The sequence below is a fragment of the Clostridium celatum genome, assembly GCF_021412605.1.
In the GTDB taxonomy this organism is placed as follows: domain Bacteria; phylum Bacillota; class Clostridia; order Clostridiales; family Clostridiaceae; genus Clostridium; species Clostridium celatum.
This window is the reverse complement of record NZ_JAJKGM010000018.1, coordinates 47480-66324: the sequence shown is the minus strand read 5'-3', so window position 1 is coordinate 66324 and position 18845 is coordinate 47480. Positions and strand designations below refer to the sequence as shown.

Sequence of the window (18845 nt, the reverse complement as noted above, 5' to 3'; positions counted from 1 at the left end):
GCCGTGTACCAGACCGGTACGCACGGTGGTGTGAGAGGACGGAAAATAAAATAATTATTTTCCTCCTACTCGATTTAGTTAATAATACATATGTTTAATTTATAACATTTACTGAAAGAGTGGAGTATATTAAAAAAAATATTGGTAACTACATAGACACTTAAAAATTTTTTATATATAATTAAAGTCAAATAAGGTCAAAGTGTTTAGGAAGGTGAAATTATGGCAAGAATTTCAGATATAATAGCAGATTTTATTAACTGTATGATTAATGATAAAAATGATAAGGAGGTAATTATACAGAGAAATGAATTAGCAGATAAATTTAATTGTGCACCATCTCAAATAAATTACGTATTAACAACTAGATTTACTATAGAAAAGGGATATGTAATTGAAAGCAGAAGAGGTGGTGGAGGTTATATCATAATTAAAAAAATTGATTATGATAGTAAATCAAAAAGATTAGAGTTATTAAATGAAGCTATAGGAAATAGTTTAACTTATAATGCTGCATTATCTATTATTGAGCATTTATATGAAAGTAAATTTATTACTAGAAAAGAATTTGAATTAATAAAAATATCAATTAATGATAGAACATTATCTTCTGCAGAAAATAAAAATATAATTAGGGCAGAAATGTTAAAGGGTATGATAACGGTAATTTTATCATAATAATTATATATAGGGCTCATCATTAGTTAGAAAATACAATAGCAAAAACAATTCATATCTACGCAGTATAATAATTAAAACTATATATTATTAGTTAATGTATGGAGGTGACAGTATGATATTTGGGAGGTTTACAGAAAGAGCACAAATTATATTAGTTGAGGCTCAACAAGAGTCTCAAAATTTTAAACACGGGTATATTGGTACAGAGCATGTGCTATTAGGCATATTAAAAGAAAATGGATATGCAGGTCAATTACTAATAAGTAAGGGTGTTACAATAGATAAAGTGAGAAAGATGACTGAAGATTATTTAGGCTTTGGTGATGACGAAATATCTACAGGTGAAATGTTACTAACTCCAAGAGCAAAGAGATTATTTGATGATAGTTTAGAGATAGCAAGAAAGTATGGAAATAGTTTTATTAATCCAGAGCATATATTATTAGCATTAATAAATGAAGGTGAAGGTGTTGCTTATACTATTCTTACAAGTTGTAAAGTAGATTTTTCTTCACTTAAATTAGAGCTAGATAAGTATATACACGGTAATGAATTCAAGGAAAATAAAAAATCAACTCCAAAAGAAAAGAAGCAAAATAAAACTCCTGTTTTAGATCAATATAGTAGGGATTTAACTCAATGTGCAAGGGAAGAAAAGTTAGACCCTGTTATAGGAAGGGACAAAGAAACGCAAAGAGTTTTAGAAATATTGTGTAGAAGAATTAAAAATAACCCATGTTTAATAGGTGAACCAGGAGTAGGAAAAACAGCTATAATAGAAGGATTAGCTCAAAGAATGGTATCTGGAGATATTCCAGAAGGTTTAAAGGATAAAAGATTATTAGTTTTGGATATTACAGCAATGGTAGCTGGGGCAAAATATAGAGGGGAATTTGAAGAACGTCTAAAAAAAGTAATGAATGAACTAAAAAATGAAGAAGATATTATTATATTCATAGATGAGATCCATACAATAGTTGGAGCTGGTGGAGCAGAAGGTGCTATTGATGCATCGAATATATTAAAACCTGCATTAGCTAGAGGAGAAATAAAGTGTATTGGAGCAACTACTATTGATGAATATAGAAAGCATATTGAAAAGGATGCTGCATTGGAGAGACGTTTTCAAACAGTCAATGTAGAACAACCAACTAAAGAAGAAACTTTAAATATTCTATTTGGATTAAGAGATAAGTATGAATCACATCATAAAGTTAAAATTACCGATGGTGCATTAAAGATGGCTGTTGAATTGGCAGATAGATATATTACAGATAGATATATGCCAGATAAAGCAATAGATTTAATAGATGAAGCAGCAGCAAAGGTAAGAATATCTAGATTAACTTTGCCACCAGAAATTAAACAAAAAGAGCTTGATATAGAAAAGGTTATAAATGAAAAAGAAGATACTATTAGAAATCAAGATTTTGAAAAAGCGGCAAGATTAAGAGATAAAGAAAAACAACTAAAAGAAGAATTTGAAGTGATAAAGGAAGAGTGGAGAACTCATAGTTGTACTGAAGTTCAAATAGTAGATGAAGATGATATAGCAACTGTTGTATCAATATGGGCTAAGGTTCCTTTAGAAAAGCTGACAGAAAAGGAATCTGACAAATTATTAAAATTAGAAGAATTACTAAAAAGTAGGGTTATTGGTCAAGATGAAGCAATAAAGGCTTTAACAAGAGCAGTAAAGAGAGCTAGAGTAGGACTTAAAAATCCTAATCGACCAATAGGAACTTTTATATTTTGTGGACCAACAGGAGTTGGAAAAACAGAGCTATGTAATGTATTAGCAGAAGTTATGTTTGGGAAAAGTGCTAATTTAATTAGAGTAGATATGTCAGAATATATGGAAAAGCATTCTGTTTCTAGACTTATTGGAGCTCCTCCAGGATATGTAGGATATGAAGAAGGCGGACAGCTATCAGAGGCTGTTAGAAGGAAACCTTATTCTGTAGTTTTATTAGATGAAATAGAAAAAGCTCATCCAGATGTATTTAATATTTTACTTCAAATTATGGAAGATGGAAGATTAACAGATGGAAAAGGTAAAGTTATAGATTTTAAAAATACTATAATAATAATGACTTCAAATGTAGGGGCAGATAAAATTAAGAAACAAAGAGTCATGGGATTTTCCAGTGATGATACTGCAAACGAAACTCAGTATGAAAAAATGAAAAATATGATTTTAGAAGAATTAAAAACAGCATTTAAACCAGAGTTTTTGAATAGAGTAGATGATATAATTGTATTCAATCAATTAAAGAAGGAAGATACATTAAAAATAGTAAATATAATGCTAAAGGATACTATTGAAAGATTAAAGATGAAGAATATAGATCTTATTTATGATGAGGATTTAAATAACTTTTTGATAGAAAAAAATAAAAATCTTGAGTTTGGGGCAAGACCGTTAAGAGGAATAATTAATAGAGAGATAGTTGATAAGTTAAGTGATGAACTTCTTAAGGGAGAAATTAAGATAGGAGATAAACTAAAAGTGGAATGTAAGGATGAAAGTTTAAAGTTTTCTCATCAATAGAACTTAAAGATAAAACTAATATTTTTTATTTATTAATGAAATAGAATTTAAAAAATATAGGTTTAAAAATATAATAAAAAAATTAAGGGTATAGATTTAAATTATTTTTATCTATACCCTTAATTTTTTTATTAAACAAGTTAAGGATTAATTTTATTAATAACTATAAAAGGTTTAATAATAATTTTACTATGTAAGTAATTGATAATAACTAAGATACTAAAAATTAAATTCTATTTAATAATATTTTCATCATCTAAATTAGAATTAATAATCATATTTTCTAAAGAAGAATCAAAATAAGTACTATTGAGATTGCTAGTTAGAGTTTTAGGTTTATAGTTATTTAATATGTTTTTTGAAGGTATATTATCATAATAAGATTTATCTATCAAAATACCAACTCCTTACTTTTAATATTCATAGCATTTCCAAATTATAAAAAAATATTCATAAAAATAAAAACAACTGGTATAGACAACTATATATATATATATTATAATAGCGTTGGGAGTGATAATAATGATAGATAAAAATAGTCCTATACCAGTATATTATCAGTTAAAAAATGATTTAACTAAAAAAATTGCTAATGGGGTATGGAAGGCTGGAGAATGTATTTCTAGTGAAAGAGAACTATGCGAGATATATGAAGTTAGTAGAATGACTATTAGACAAGCAATTGGAGAATTAGTTCAAGAAGGAATATTAACTAGAAAAAAGGGTAGAGGAACTTTCGTATGTGAACAAAAAGTAAAACAAAAGGATATGATGAGTTTTACAGAAATTATAAAACATATAGGAAAAACTTTAGAAACTAAAGTAGTTAAGTTCGAGATTATTGATACTCCAGATGATTTACAAGATATCTTTATGTTGGACAAACTATATGAAATAAAGAGAAAAAGAATAGTTGATAATGAATGTATAGCAGTAGAAACTGTATTTATTCCAGTGGATTATTGTGGACATATAAATGAAGAAATGCTAACAGGATCTTTATATAAGATATTAGAAGGCTTTGGATATGTAATTAATAATTCTAATTCAGCTATTAATGCTGTTTGTGCAGATGATGAAATAAAAGAATTATTAGAATGTGAAGCGAATTCGCCTGTACTAAAAATAACAAGTAAAACTTTTACAAATACAGATAAACTTTTATTTTTAGAAGAGGCATTATATAAATCAGATAAATTTAGTTTAATAGTAAACATTTCAAGGAAAGAGGGAGAAATATTATGAAATTAATAGTTGTTGAGAATTATGAAGAATTAAGTAAAGTAGCGGCTCAAGAGTACGCAAATGTTATTAAGGAAAATCCTAAGGCTGTTTTAGGTCTAGCAACTGGTGGATCACCAATAGGAATGTATAAAGAATTAATAAAAATGTATGAAAATAAAGAATTAGATTTTTCTAATGTTACAACAGTAAATTTAGATGAGTATGTAGGATTAAATCCAGAACATGAACAAAGTTACAGACATTTCATGAATGAAAATTTATTTAAGCATATAAATGTAGATATAACAAAAACTTTTGTGCCAAATGGATTAGCAGAAGATTTAGCTGCTCAATGTAAAGAGTATGATGAAAAGATTAAAGAATTAGGTGGAATAGATGTTCAATTATTAGGAATAGGTAATAATGGACACATTGCATTTAATGAACCAGATACTGAATTATCAGCAGGAACTCACGTAATATCTTTAACTCAAAACACAATTGAAGCAAATGCAAGATTCTTTGATAATATTGACGATGTACCAAAGACTGCTATAACTATGGGTGTAGGTGGAATAATGAAAGCAAAGAAAATTATTCTTATTGCATCAGGAGAAAGTAAAGCAGAAGCAATCAAAGGAATATTCTCAGGAAAGATAACTACAGAAAATCCAGCATCAATGTTACAAATGCATAGAGATGCAGTAGTAATAGTTGATAAAGATGCTGCAAAATTATTAAATTACTAATATAAACTTAGTAAAATATTAGTGTTATAAAGAAAAAAATTAAAAAGTATAAACCATAGAAATTAGAGATAATTCTATGGTTTATTTTTATATATTTTATATTTTAAGTATGTTATATTATATAGAGTATATTTGAATTTAAGTAAGAGTAGAAATTGTATATTTTGTTACTCGAACTTACTCATTCGACGAATAGAGAACGAGTTTCGTATTATAATAGATTAAAGAGTGGTGAAAAAATGGCAAAGATAAAAACTATATTTACTTGTCAGGAATGTGGATATGAATCACCAAAATGGATGGGAAAATGTCCTGATTGTAGTAAGTGGAATACATTTGAAGAAGAACAACAGGTAGTTCAAAATAAAAATGTAAAGGAAGCTATTAGAGTAAGGCAGATATCAAGAAAACCTATCAAAAAATTATCGGAAGTAACATCTAGTAAAAGTGATAGAATAATAACAGGAATAAATGAATTTGACAGAGTTATGGGTGGAGGAATTGTTAAAGATTCAATTACAATCATAACAGCAAGACCAGGTGCAGGGAAATCAACACTTTTATTACAAGTAGCTGATAGTATAGCTCAAAAAGGGCATAAGGTTATATATGCATCAGGAGAAGAAAGCGATAGTCAAATTAAAAATAGAGCAGATAGAATACTGAATAAAATTCATGATAATATTTGGGTTGTTCAAGAAACTAGTATGGATAATGTGGTAGATGCAATTAATGAAGTAGATCCAGATTTAGTAATTATAGATAGTATACAAACTTTTACTATGGAAGCATCTCTTCCAGCTAGAGCAGGATCCCCAACTCAGACAATGGAGTGTGCAAATGAACTTTTAAGAATAGCTAAAGATGATAAGAGACAGAGAGCTGTAATTATAGTTGGGCAGATGACTAAGGCAGACGAACTTGCTGGACTTAGAGCTTTAGAACATTTAGTTGATACAGTTTTAATAATTGAGTGTGATACCGATGAAGAACTTAGAGGGCTTGTTAGTTCTAAAAATAGATTCGGAAGTACTGGAGAAACAGGATTTTTTCAAATGTCTGAAAAAGGTATGATGTCTATTGATAATCCATCAGAATTTTTTATGACAAAGAGAGAAGAGGGTGAAGTAGTTTCGGGCAGTACATTAACAGTGATAAAGGAAGGATCGAGGCCTATAATTACAGAGGTGGAAAGTCTTGTGTCTAAAACTTTTACTCCATATCCAACAAGAATAGGAGAGACATTAGGAAAAGATAAACTTAATACGTTGATTTCTATTCTAGAGCAAAGAGGTGGAATTAATCTTTATGATAAAAATGTAATTATAAAGACTACTGGAGGAATGCGAATAAAGGAACAGGGAATTAACCTAGCCGTTATTATGAGCATTGTCTCATCTGTTAAACAAAGAGGAATAGAGGCTAATATTGCATTTATAGCAGATGTAGGTCTTACAGGAGAACTGAAAAAAGTTCCGTCTATTGAAACTAGAGTAAAAGAGTTAGCTAGAATGGGATTTAAAAAAGTTTATGTAGCCAAAGACTCTTTTTCAAGAGATGTAAAAATTCCTAATATAAAGATAATGGCATTAAAGACATTGAATGATGTAATAGCTGACGTATATAGATAATATTTTAAAATAAAAATAGGTGATTAATATGAGAATTAAGGATGATAATGAGATAAAAAATATATTAAAAATTGTTAGTCCTGGTACAAATTTGAGAGAGGGATTAGAGAATATATTAAGAGCAAAGACTGGTGGCTTAATTGTTTTAGGTGATTCGGATGAAGTGATGGAAATCGTAGACGGTGGTTTTAATATAAATGCAGAATATACACCAGCATATATATATGAGCTTGCAAAAATGGATGGAGCGATAGTTTTAAGTGAGGATTTAAAAAAGATAGTTTGTGCGAACGCACAATTACTACCAGATCCATCTGTTACAACTTATGAGACAGGAACAAGACATAGAACGGCTCAGAGAATTGCCAAACAAACAGATACTATAGTAGTAGCTATATCACAAAGAAGAAATATAATAACTATATATAAAGGTGATATTAAATATATTCTTCAAGATAGTAGTGTTATTTTAGCTAGAGCTAATCAAGCTATTCAAACCCTAGAAAAATACGTTAATGTATTAGAGCGTGTTATTAATAATTTAAATATATTAGAGTTTCAAGATTTAACTACAGTTTTTGATGTTGTAACAGCAATACAAAGAACAGAAATGGTAATGAGAATTGTAGAAGAAATAAAGAGGTATATTTTAGAGTTAGGAAATGAAGGTAGATTAATTTCTATGCAACTTAATGAATTAATAAGGTATATAGAAAGAGATGGTATCTTATTAATAAGAGATTACTGTGTAAGAAATGATGACTATAATAATATATATAAAGAAATACAAAAATTAAATGCTGAGGAATTAGTAGATTTAGATACTATAGCAAAGGTACTTGGATTTGGAGGAGTATCATTAGTAGATACTTTAATTTCTCCAAAAGGATATAGAGTTTTATTCAAAATACCTAGAATACCAACTAATGTAATAGAGAATTTAATTAAGCATTTTAAAGAATTAAAGTATGTAATAAGTGCTAGTAGTGAAGAATTAGATCAAGTAGAAGGTATTGGAGAGGCTAGAGCAACTGCTATAAGAAGTGGTCTTAAAAGAATAAAAGAACAAATATATTTGAAAAAAGAAATATAATAAAGTGAATATTAATAATTTTAAATGGCGAAAATATAAAAGCAGGTATAAGTTTATACCTGCTTTAGTGTTTATCTAAAAGTGAATTTACCTAATGTAGTTATTTTATCGTTTTCTTTAAGTAGAACATCATATAAGTTTATGTCTAAAAGATTACATAGTGAAGTAAGGTAAAATAAATTGTTCCCAATTTCACGCTCAATTACTTCACGGCAATTATCACAAAGGCATCCATCAATGTGAGTTTTTAAACAATTAGATAAGCTTTCCAGTGAGTTGTCGTCTTTTGGCAAACATTGTTTAGATGCGTTTATTTTAATACAACCACAATTAGTAACAGCTTTAGCTACAGCTCTATTAACTCTAGCACTAGATTCAGTATATTTAGTTAAAACATCTAGAATACTTTTATGCCTTAGTAAAGATTCACTGATATCGTTTTGAAAACTATCAAATATAATATCCTTCATTTACTTCAACTCCTTAGAAATAATATATTCTTTATTTAATTATAAGTATTTTCAGACAATTTTGTCAATACAAGCCTTGAAGACGTTGTTTAATATTATAATAAACAACATGGCTACACATTCATAGGGGGTATTTCTATAAATTTATTTTCAAAATTATAAATACTAGTATATGAATATTATGGTATAATAGATATGATTATTTAATAATAAACAAAAGATAAGTATTATATAAAATATAAAAATAAGCATATTAAATATATAAACATATTATTTAGTATACATAAAAGTAGGAGGTGAAAAAGTGTTTAAAAAAGGACTAAAAATTATATTCACTCTTTTAGGATTAATACTTGGATATGTTATTGGGGAAGGAATATTAGCTGTTGTAAAAAACTTTAATATAAAATTTTTACAAGGCCCAATCAGCATAACAGTATTTTATATTTTTTGTATTTTACTATTTGGAATTATTTTTTATTTTATTTCTCCTTGGATATATAAAACAATTTCATCTATTATAGATAGAATTGGAAAGAGTGTTCAAAATTTAAGTGTTACAGAATTACTATATGGTACAGGGGGAACACTAGTTGGACTGACAATTGCATCTTTTATAGGGTTGCCTATTTCTGGAATATTTAAAAGTGTACACCCTGCAATAGGACCTATAATACTTGTTTTACTTGAATTAATTGCTGCTATTATTTGTGCAGAAATAGCTATAAAAAAGAAAGATGAAATTTCTTCAACATTTTCAATAATGAAGAAGTCTAATAGTAAGGAAAAGAAAAGTAAGGGATTAAATAAAAGTAATGCTAAGGTTTTAGATACGTCAGTAATTATTGATGGAAGAATATTTGATTTATGCAAAACGGGATTTATAGAAGGAACTTTAGTGATTCCAAGTTTTGTGTTAGATGAACTTAGACATATATCGGATTCTTCTGATGGATTAAAGAGAAATAGAGGAAGAAGAGGATTAGATATATTAAATAAGATTCAAAAAGAATTAGATATTGAGACTCAAATCTGGGAAGGTGATTTTAAAGAAATTGCTGAAGTTGATGCTAAATTATTAAAGCTTGCACAGACATTAGGTGGAAAAGTAATAACAAATGACTTTAACTTAAATAAGGTAGCAGAATTTCAAAGAGTTCCAGTGCTTAATATAAATGAGTTAGCAAATGCAATTAAACCAGTTGTTCTTCCAGGTGAAGAAATGAAAGTCATAGTTATAAAAGATGGTAAGGAATCAACTCAGGGAGTTGCATATCTTGATGATGGAACTATGATAGTAGTTGAAGGTGGACGAAAGTTTATTGGAGAAGAAATATTTGTAGTAGTGACTTCTGTGCTTCAAACAGCAGCAGGAAGAATGATTTTTGCAAAACCTAGAGATAATTAAAGGAGAATTTATATGATAAGTGCTATTATATTAGCAGGAGGAAAAGGTAAAAGAATGGGTGCTTCTGTAAGTAAACAGTTTATAGAACTTAAAGGAAAGCCTATTATTTATTATACTATTAAGAAATTTGAAGAAAATAAAAATATAGATAATATAGTAGTAGTATTACCTCCTGATGAAGTATCATATTTTAAAGAAGAAATTTTAAAAAAGTATTCTTTAAAAATAGATAAAATAGTGCTTGGTGGTACAGAAAGGCAAGATTCTGTATATAATGCGCTTAAAAGCATAGCAGATACAGAAACAGATATAGTTCTTATTCATGATGGAGCAAGACCTTTTATTTCTAATAGAATAATAAATGATGGAATAAAGTATGCAAATGAATATGGAGCAGCAGCTCCAGGTGTTATGCCTAAGGATACAATTAAAGTTAAAAATGAAAATAACTTTTCAATTAATACACCAGATAGATCAAGTTTAGTTGCAATTCAAACACCACAAGTATTTAAATATAAAGAAATTTTAAAATGTCATGAAAAAGTAAAGGTAAACAAGGAAGTAGTTACGGATGATACTATGGTAGTTGAAAAATATGGTTATAAAGTTTATCTTTATGAGGGAGAATATACAAACATTAAAGTTACAACACCAGAAGATTTAATTTTAGGAGAAATGCTAATTTAAAATTAAATTACAGTATATTGACAGAGTTTTACTAAAGATTATATAATAAAATAATCAAAAAATAATTAGTAAAGCATTGAAGAAGAATAGTAGAAATCGCCTTATTCAGAGAGAAAATCCATAGGCTGTAAGATTTTCAAATAGATTTTGAACCAGCTTCTGAGTTGTAGGTAAAAACTATCGGTTTAACACCGTTATCATTATTAGAGCACAAATTTAGGTGGTACCGCGGATATAAGTTCGCCCTAATTATATATTAGGGCGAACTTTTTTAATTACTAATTATTGATTTAGAAAAAGTTAACTAAAAAGTAAGAACTAATAACTCTTAGATAGTTACATAGTATAGTAGTTAAATAATATGAAAATTATAATATTAAATACAACAAATGGAGGAACAAATTATGAAGATGTCAAATATGTTAGTATCAACTTTAAGAGAAGTGCCAGCAGAAGCAGAAATAGATAGCCACAAGCTTATGCTTAGAGCTGGAATGATAAGAAAGATGGCTGCTGGAGTATATAACTATATGCCAATAGGTCTTAAAGTTTTAAAGAACATTGAAGAAATAGTTAGAGAAGAAATGAATGAAGCAGGAGCTCAAGAATTTTTAGCATCAGCAGTATTACCAGCAGAATTATGGCAAGAGTCAGGTAGATGGGATGTTTATGGAGATGAAATGTTCAGATTAAAAGATAGAAATAACAGAGATTTTTGTCTTGGGCCAACTCATGAAGAAGTATTTACAGATATAGCAAGAAATGAAATAAAATCATATAAACAACTACCAGTAAATCTTTATCAAATTCAAACTAAGTATAGAGATGAAAGAAGACCAAGATTCGGTGTAATGAGATCAAGAGAATTTATAATGAAGGATGCTTATAGTTTTGATAAAGATCAAGCTGGATTAGATGTATCTTACGATAAAATGCATGATGCATACGTAAAAATATTTAATAGATGTGGAATAGATGCTAAATGTGTTGCTGCTGATTCAGGAGCAATCGGTGGATCAAACTCTGCAGAATTTATGGTTAAATCAGAAGTTGGTGAAGATGATGTAGTATTCTGTTCAGCTTGTGATTATGCAGCAAATATAGAAAAAGCGGAAGCAACAGCAGAAAGAGCAGAAGTTGAAGAATTATTAGAAATGGAAAAGGTAGCTACACCAGATAGTAGAGGGATAGATGAAGTTTCAAGTTTCTTAAATGTATCACCAAAGAAAACAGTTAAATTATTAATGTTTAACGTTGATGGAAAGATAGTAGGCGTAGTTGTTAGAGGCGATAGAGAAGTTAATGAAGTTAAGGTATCAAATGCGGCAAATGCAGCAACTGATATAGCAATGGCATCTCATGAAGAATATAGAAATGCAACTGGTTGTGAAGTTGGATTTGGTGGACCAGTAGGAATAAAAGTAGATTTATTACTAGTAGACGAAGAAGTTACTTATATGTATAACATGATAACTGGAGCAAATGAAACAGGATATCATTTAAAAAATGTTAATTATGGAAGAGACTTCGAAGGAACTGTAGGAGACTTTAGAAACATAGAAAGTGGAGAAAAGTGTCCAGAGTGTGGAGCAGAAGTTACTATAGCTAGAGGAACAGAAGTTGGGCATATATTTAAATTAGGAACTAAGTATTCAGAGGCTATGAATGCTACATTCATAGATGAAAATGGGAAAAATACTCCATTTGTTATGGGCTGTTATGGAATTGGAGTTACAAGAACAATGGCTTCAATAATCGAACAACATCATGATGATAATGGAATAATATGGCCACTTTCAGTTGCACCATATCATGTTTCAGTTATACCTGTAAATATTAAAGATGAAGCTCAAATGGAAATAGCTAATAAACTATATGAAGAATTAAGAAGAATTGGTGTAGATGCTATATTAGATGATAGAAATGAAAGACCAGGAGTTAAATTTAAAGATTCAGAACTTATCGGAATTCCTATGAGAGTTACAGTTGGTAAGAAAATAACTGATGGTGAAGTTGAATTTAAATTAAGAGATGGAGAAATGGAAGTAATTAAGATTGATGATGTTATTGAAACAGTAAAATCTCAATTTGAAAAGAATAATATAAGATTATAATATTAATACACTAAAAGAAAGGGAGGGATCTCACAGTGAAGATTTTTAATAGCTTAACAAGAAAAAAAGAAGAATTTGTTCCATTAGAACCAGGGAAAGTTAAGATGTATGTTTGTGGTCCAACTGTATATAATTTCTTCCACATTGGTAATGGAAGAACATTTATAGTATTTGATACTATAAGAAGATATATGGAGTATAGAGGATACGAAGTAGAGTATGTTCAAAACTTTACAGATATAGACGATAAGATGATAAATAAAGCCAATGAAGAAGGTACAACAGTAAAAGAAATTGGTGATAAATACATTTGTGAATATTACAAAGATGCTGATGGATTAAATATAAAAAGAGCTACTATTAATCCAAGAGCAACAGAATTTATTACAGATATAATTAAGTTTGTTAAAGGATTAATAGAAAAAGGATATGCGTATGAAGTAAATGGAGATGTTTATTTCAGAACTAAGAAGTTTGAAGGATATGGTCAGCTTATAGGTCAAAATTTAGAAGACTTACAAGCTGGAGCAAGAATAAATGTTGATGAAAGAAAAGAAGATCCAATGGATTTTGCTATCTGGAAAGCTCAAAAACCAGGTGAGCCTGCTTGGCAAAGTCCTTGGGGACCAGGAAGACCAGGATGGCATATTGAGTGTTCATGCATGGCTAAGAAATTACTTGGGGACACTATAGATATACATGCAGGTGGTATGGATTTATCATTCCCTCATCATGAGAACGAAATAGCTCAAAGTGAAGCATTAACAGGAAAGAAGTTTGCAAACTATTGGATGCATTCAGCATTCTTAAATGTTAATAATCAAAAAATGTCTAAATCATTAAACAACTTTTTAACAGCAAGAGATGCATTAAAACAATATGATGCAGATGTAATAAGATTCTTAATGCTATCAGGTCATTATAGAATTCAATTAAACTTCAGTAACGATTTATTAGAATCAGCTAAGGCATCAATTGAAAGATTATATAATGCTATAGGAAATTTAGAAAACTTAATAACTGAAGTTAATACAGAAAAGATGAATGATGAAGAAGTTAAGTATTTACAATCTTTAAATCAATATAGAGAAAGATATATTGAAAAGATGGATGATGATTTTAATACAGCAGATGCTATATCAGTATTATTTGATTTAATAAGAGATACAAATAGTAATGTAACTATAAATTCATCTAAAGAATTATGTGAAAAGGCATTATCTCTTATAAGAGAACTTGGAGCTCCACTTGGAATATTACAAAAAACTACTAAGGGGAACTTAGAAGAAGAGATTGAAGCATTAATTGCGGAAAGACAACAAGCTAGAAAAGATAAAAATTTTGCTTTAGCTGATAAGATAAGAGATGAACTAAAAGCAAAAGGAATAGAACTTTTAGATACTCCTCAAGGAGTAAGATGGAAAAAGGTAGACTAATTCAAAAGTGACAAATTGCAAATAATTAATATGAAGTTTTAAGAAGAAACTACTAAATATGTAGTTTCTTCTTAATGTAGATTTTATAAAAATAGCAATTTATAAGTTGAGAGTAATCTTAAATTTGCTATTTGTCATGTTTAATAAATATGTATAATAATTTATTGAAAAGTATTATTTTAATAAGTTATACATTTTATGGATAATATATTTAATGAAAGAATTTTTACCTTTATAATTGATAAGGAGAGAACTTATGTTAAAGGACTTAAAAGTAAAAGAATTTACTGAAAAAGAAGCTAGACTTTTAAATCCACTTCAACTTGCTTTAGTTGGGGATGGTGTATATGAGCTTTTTATAAGAAATTCTATATTAGCTAACAACATTGAGTTAAGTGCACATAAGATGCATGTAAAAGCAATTGGATATGTAAAAGCAAAAAGTCAAAGTGCTATTATGCATGCTATAGAAGAATATTTAACTGAAGATGAAAGTTACATATTTAAAAGAGGTAGAAATGCTAAATCTGCAACAGTGCCAAAAAATGCAGATGTAAGAGACTATAGAATGGCAACTGGATTTGAGGCTTTAGTTGGATACTTATATTTAACTGGTAATAATGAAAGATTAGAATTTGTATTTGAAAATGCATTAAAGATAATCTAATAGCTAAAAGGAGAATAGATATGGCTAAAAGAGAAAACCCTAGAAGAAGAGAAAGAGAATTTAATAAGTTACAAGAAAAACAAAATAGAAGAGAAAGAGCGAGTTTTGCACCGGCAAAAGAAACTAATATTGAAGCAGTAAGAGAAGATTTAGTTATAGGAAGAAATGCGGTTATAGAAGCATTAAAAAGTGATAGAACTATAGAATGTATATATGCTATTAAAGGAGATTTAGAAGGATCAATAAAGGTTGCTTTAGGCCTTGCAAAAGAAAAAGGTATAGTTATTAAAGAAGCAGATAGAAGAAAACTTGATACTATGAGTGAAGGTTTAAATCACCAAGGTATTATTGCAAAGGTTACTCCTTTTAAATATAGTGAAGTAAGTTATATATTAGATTATGCAGAAAAAAAAGGAGAAAAGCCTTTTATAGTAATATTAGATGAAATAGAAGACCCACATAATTTAGGCTCAATAATAAGAACAGCAGAACTTTGTGGAGTTCACGGAATAATAATACCTAAGAGAAGAAATGTTGGAGTAACTTCTACGGTTTACAAATGTGCTGCAGGTGCTATAGAACATATGAGAATTGCAAAAGTTACTAATATAAACGCAACTATTGATCTATTAAAAGAAAGAGGTATTTGGGTTTACGGAGCTGATATTCATGGTAAAGATTATAGCTACAATACAGATTTTTCAGGTCCATGTGCTTTAATAATAGGTAGTGAAGGGAAAGGAATATCAAATCTAACTCTTAAAAAGTGTGATTTATTAGTAAAAATTCCTATGATAGGTAAAATTAACTCTTTAAATGCTTCTGTAGCAGGTGGTATAATGATGTATGAGGTATTAAAAGGAAGATTGACTAAATAATTTAAAGCGACAGAGGTTAAAAGTGAAATTTATTTTTATAGATGGATACAATGTGATTAATAGTTGGAGTAATTTAAAGCATGAAAAAGAAGTTAGTTTAGATAGTGCGAGGCAAAAGCTAATTGATATTTTACATAATTATGGAGCAATACATGGATGTAAAATAATGCTTGTGTTTGATGGATATAAAGTTGCGCGAAATTTAGAAAGTAAGTACGAGTATAATAAAAACCTTACAGTAGTATTCACTAAAAGTGGAGAAACTGCAGATGCTTATATTGAAAAAGAAATACACAATATAGGTAGACGTTTTGAAGTTTCAGTTGTAACATCAGATTCTCTTGAGCAACAAACTATATTCCAGAGAGGTGCAACTAGAATTTCATGTGTTGAATTTTATAATATGATTTTTGATACATCAGAGGATATAAAAAGAACTGTGAGAAGCAAAACAAATGCAGTAAGAGAGAGCACAGTTCAAGATAATATAGATGATGATATTTTAAAAAAGTTAGAAGCGATAAGGCGTAGCTAAAGAATAGTAATTTGGGGTTGGAGGGGAAATTGTGAATAGCAAAGAATATTCAAAAGAAATAGCTAGTGAATTTGAAAGTAAAGCAGAAGAAGAGGTAGTCATAGAAGCGAAAAATGGAAGCGTGAGGGCTCAAGAATATGTTATTTCTAAATATGAAAGCTTTGTGAAAGCAAAATCCAAATCATATTTCCTAATAGGAGCTGATAAAGAAGATATTTATCAAGAAGGTATGATAGGGTTATATAAAGCTATTAGAGATTTTAATTATGAGAAATCAACAACATTTAAAGCTTTTGCAGAGTTATGTATAACTAGGCAGATAATAACAGCTATAAAAACAGCTACTAGGCAAAAGCATATCCCACTAAATACATATATTTCTCTTAATAAACCTGTATCTGAAGATGATTCAGAAAGAACACTTTTGGATATAATATCTAGTATGAAGATAACTGATCCAGAAGAGCTTATTATAAGTAAAGAGAAAAAGAAGTATATAGAGGGTGAAATATCAAAAGTGCTATCAGATTTAGAAAAAGAAGTTCTTCAATCTTATTTAGATGGCAAATCATATCAAGAGATTGCTTGTGATTTAGATAGACATGCAAAGTCTATTGATAACGCTCTTCAAAGGGTTAAGAGAAAGCTTGAAAAATGCCTATCTGATAGCAAATAATAATGGTAAAATCATATTGACAAAAAAAACAAATGATAGTAAACTTTATAATTGGTATATTAAAGTGTATAACGCTTTAATGCTCATGTAGCTCAGTCGGTAGAGCGTCGCCTTGGTAAGGCGGAGGCCGTCGGTTCAATCCCGATCGTGAGCTCCATTATATAAATTTAGTATGCAAACGCTAGGCAAAGTTTATTTAAAATAAGGAGGAATTTTCAAATGGCAAAGCAAAAGTTCGAAAGAAGTAAACCACACGTAAATATCGGAACAATAGGTCACGTAGACCACGGTAAGACTACATTAACAGCAGCTATTACAACAGTATTAGCAAACAGAGGATTCGCAGAAGCGTTCAACTACGCTGATATCGATAAGGCTCCAGAAGAAAAAGAAAGAGGAATCACAATCAATACAGCTCACGTTGAATACGAAACAGAAAACAGACACTACGCTCACGTTGACTGTCCAGGACACGCTGACTACGTTAAGAACATGATCACAGGAGCTGCTCAAATGGACGGAGCTATCTTAGTTTGTTCAGCAGCAGATGGTCCAATGCCTCAAACAAGAGAGCACATCCTACTAGCTTCAAGAGTTGGTGTTGACTACATCGTTGTATTCTTAAACAAAGCAGATATGGTTGATGACGAAGAATTATTAGAATTAGTTGAAATGGAAGTTAGAGAATTATTATCTGAATACAACTTCCCAGGAGATGACATTCCAGTAATCAAGGGATCAGCTTTAAGAGCATTAGAAAACCCAACAGATCCAGAAGCAACAGCTTGCATCATGGAATTAATGGATGCTGTAGATAGCTACATCCCAACTCCAGAAAGAGCAACAGATAAGCCATTCTTAATGCCAGTAGAAGACGTATTTACAATCACTGGTAGAGGAACAGTTGCAACAGGAAGAGTTGAAAGAGGAATTCTTCACGTATCAGACGAAGTAGAAATCGTTGGATTAATGGAAGAAAAGAGAAAAGTAGTTGTAACAGGAATCGAAATGTTCAGAAAGTTACTAGACGAAGCACAAGCTGGAGATAACATCGGAGCATTATTAAGAGGTGTTCAAAGAACAGACATCGAAAGAGGTCAAGTATTAGCAAAAGTTGGATCAGTAAATCCACACAGCAAGTTCGTAGGTCAAGTATACGTACTTAAGAAAGATGAAGGTGGTAGACATACTCCATTCTTCGATGGATACAGACCACAATTCTACTTCAGAACAACAGACGTTACAGGATCAATCAAATTACCAGAAGGAATGGAAATGGTTATGCCTGGAGACCATATCGATATGAACGTTGAGTTAATCACTCAAGTAGCTATGGATGAAGGTTTAAGATTCGCTATCAGAGAAGGTGGAAGAACTGTAGGTTCAGGAGTTGTTACTGCTATAGTTGAATAGTAATTAATTACTTAACATATAAAAGGGCTGGGTTAGTTTACCTAGTCCTTTACCAAGCTAATATTATTGACATAATATCGGTTTTATGGTAAGGTGTTTAAGTAATTAACGAAATAGATAACACAATATCATATAGACTTATATAATTATTTGGATAACTGGAGGTGCAGACTGTGAGAGTTAAGATAACATTAGCATGCACAGAGTGTAAGCAAAGAAACTACAACACAATGAAAAACAAGAAAAATAACCCAGACAGAATGGAAATGCACAAATATTGCAGATTCTGTAAGAAACACACAACACACAAAGAAACTAAATAGTTGACTTTAGAGGAATGACACATATTCGCAATAGTTAAGGATGTGAAGTAATGGCTATTAAAGAAAATGTAAATATTAATACTAAAACTTCTGAAAACAGAGGGCTTTCTAAGTTTTTTAGAGAACTTAAGGCAGAGGTTAAAAGAATAACTTGGCCTTCTAAAGATGACACAAAAAAAGCGTTAATTGCAGTAGGCGTAGTCGTACTAATATATATTATATTAGTAGGCGGGTTAGATTATATTTTTACAAACCTCTTTAAATTAATTTTCAAACTATAATCAAAGGAGGTTTAGATGGGTTTTCTCA

Annotated in this window: 19 protein-coding genes, 1 tRNA gene and 1 other annotated feature; of the genes, 18 read left to right on the top strand and 2 right to left on the bottom strand. The window is 29.7% G+C overall.

The window, feature by feature from the left end:
• Nucleotides 1-222 precede the first annotated feature (222 nt).
• Nucleotides 223-678, top strand: coding sequence for a CtsR family transcriptional regulator (locus tag LPC13_RS09375; protein ID WP_040419761.1), 456 nt, complete (start codon nt 223-225; stop codon nt 676-678).
• 115 nt (nt 679-793) lie between these two features.
• The gene (locus LPC13_RS09370; protein ID WP_195245065.1) at nt 794-3232 is read left to right on the top strand and encodes an ATP-dependent Clp protease ATP-binding subunit; all 2439 of its coding nucleotides are present in this window, start codon (nt 794-796) and stop codon (nt 3230-3232) included.
• A 233-nt stretch (nt 3233-3465) separates the two neighbouring features.
• Here the strand turns inward: LPC13_RS09370 and LPC13_RS09365 are convergent, their stop codons facing one another.
• Nucleotides 3466-3627: a hypothetical protein gene (locus tag LPC13_RS09365; protein WP_005214274.1), complete on the bottom strand. Its 162-nt coding sequence runs from the start codon at nt 3625-3627 to the stop codon at nt 3466-3468.
• A 127-nt stretch (nt 3628-3754) separates the two neighbouring features.
• Here LPC13_RS09365 and LPC13_RS09360 point away from each other — a divergent pair, with 127 nt between their 5' ends.
• The 4 genes from LPC13_RS09360 to disA all read left to right on the top strand — a co-directional run bounded on the left by LPC13_RS09360 (nt 3755) and on the right by disA (nt 7929).
• Nucleotides 3755-4477, top strand: coding sequence for a GntR family transcriptional regulator (locus tag LPC13_RS09360; protein ID WP_005214276.1), 723 nt, complete (start codon nt 3755-3757; stop codon nt 4475-4477).
• The gene (gene nagB / locus LPC13_RS09355) at nt 4474-5205 is read left to right on the top strand and encodes a glucosamine-6-phosphate deaminase (protein ID WP_005214278.1); all 732 of its coding nucleotides are present in this window, start codon (nt 4474-4476) and stop codon (nt 5203-5205) included. Before LPC13_RS09360 ends, nagB begins: the two co-directional genes overlap by 4 nt.
• 239 nt (nt 5206-5444) lie before the next feature.
• Nucleotides 5445-6836, top strand: coding sequence for a DNA repair protein RadA (gene radA, locus LPC13_RS09350; RefSeq protein ID WP_005214287.1), 1392 nt, complete (start codon nt 5445-5447; stop codon nt 6834-6836).
• 28 nt (nt 6837-6864) lie between these two features.
• Nucleotides 6865-7929 (top strand): DNA integrity scanning diadenylate cyclase DisA, encoded by a 1065-nt coding sequence (disA, locus tag LPC13_RS09345; RefSeq protein WP_195245064.1) that lies wholly within the window; start codon nt 6865-6867, stop codon nt 7927-7929.
• Nucleotides 7930-8000: 71 nt separating this feature from the next.
• On the opposite strand, the gene LPC13_RS09340 is transcribed toward disA, so the two are convergent.
• A complete protein-coding gene (locus LPC13_RS09340) occupies nt 8001-8399 on the bottom strand; it encodes a nucleoside triphosphate pyrophosphohydrolase family protein (protein ID WP_005214290.1) in 399 nt (132 codons plus the stop codon).
• A gap of 304 nt (nt 8400-8703) precedes the next feature.
• Between LPC13_RS09340 and LPC13_RS09335 the strand changes: the two genes are divergently transcribed.
• From LPC13_RS09335 to secE, 12 genes are all read left to right on the top strand, one after another.
• Complete coding sequence (locus tag LPC13_RS09335) at nt 8704-9807, top strand: PIN/TRAM domain-containing protein (protein ID WP_005214292.1); 1104 nt, start codon at nt 8704-8706, stop codon at nt 9805-9807.
• A 12-nt stretch (nt 9808-9819) separates the two neighbouring features.
• Nucleotides 9820-10494, top strand: a complete 675-nt coding sequence (gene ispD / locus LPC13_RS09330) for a 2-C-methyl-D-erythritol 4-phosphate cytidylyltransferase (protein WP_195245063.1) — start codon at nt 9820-9822, stop codon at nt 10492-10494.
• A 67-nt stretch (nt 10495-10561) separates the two neighbouring features.
• Nucleotides 10562-10745, top strand: a binding site (T-box leader).
• A 153-nt stretch (nt 10746-10898) separates the two neighbouring features.
• A complete protein-coding gene (locus LPC13_RS09325) occupies nt 10899-12608 on the top strand; it encodes a proline--tRNA ligase (RefSeq protein WP_040419765.1) in 1710 nt (569 codons plus the stop codon).
• A gap of 35 nt (nt 12609-12643) precedes the next feature.
• Nucleotides 12644-14044, top strand: a complete 1401-nt coding sequence (gene cysS, locus LPC13_RS09320) for a cysteine--tRNA ligase (protein WP_005214299.1) — start codon at nt 12644-12646, stop codon at nt 14042-14044.
• A gap of 256 nt (nt 14045-14300) precedes the next feature.
• Nucleotides 14301-14711 carry a Mini-ribonuclease 3 gene (locus LPC13_RS09315; RefSeq protein ID WP_005214301.1) on the top strand — a complete coding sequence of 137 codons (411 nt, stop codon included), beginning with the start codon at nt 14301-14303 and terminating at the stop codon, nt 14709-14711.
• Between the two features lie 20 nt (nt 14712-14731).
• Complete coding sequence (gene rlmB, locus LPC13_RS09310) at nt 14732-15589, top strand: 23S rRNA (guanosine(2251)-2'-O)-methyltransferase RlmB (RefSeq protein WP_005214303.1); 858 nt, start codon at nt 14732-14734, stop codon at nt 15587-15589.
• A 22-nt stretch (nt 15590-15611) separates the two neighbouring features.
• On the top strand, nt 15612-16124 hold the full coding sequence (locus LPC13_RS09305; RefSeq protein WP_005214305.1) for an NYN domain-containing protein: 513 nt from the start codon (nt 15612-15614) through the stop codon (nt 16122-16124).
• 31 nt (nt 16125-16155) lie between these two features.
• The gene (sigH, locus tag LPC13_RS09300) at nt 16156-16800 is read left to right on the top strand and encodes an RNA polymerase sporulation sigma factor SigH (protein WP_005214307.1); all 645 of its coding nucleotides are present in this window, start codon (nt 16156-16158) and stop codon (nt 16798-16800) included.
• 81 nt (nt 16801-16881) lie between these two features.
• Nucleotides 16882-16957: transfer RNA gene (locus tag LPC13_RS09295), tRNA-Thr, on the top strand.
• Nucleotides 16958-17019: 62 nt separating this feature from the next.
• Nucleotides 17020-18213 carry an elongation factor Tu gene (gene tuf / locus LPC13_RS09290; protein WP_234088760.1) on the top strand — a complete coding sequence of 398 codons (1194 nt, stop codon included), beginning with the start codon at nt 17020-17022 and terminating at the stop codon, nt 18211-18213.
• Nucleotides 18214-18386: 173 nt separating this feature from the next.
• The gene (rpmG, locus tag LPC13_RS09285; RefSeq protein WP_055268369.1) at nt 18387-18536 is read left to right on the top strand and encodes a 50S ribosomal protein L33; all 150 of its coding nucleotides are present in this window, start codon (nt 18387-18389) and stop codon (nt 18534-18536) included.
• Nucleotides 18537-18586: 50 nt separating this feature from the next.
• Complete coding sequence (gene secE / locus LPC13_RS09280) at nt 18587-18817, top strand: preprotein translocase subunit SecE (protein WP_005212816.1); 231 nt, start codon at nt 18587-18589, stop codon at nt 18815-18817.
• The last annotated feature ends 28 nt before the right edge of the window (nt 18818-18845 follow it).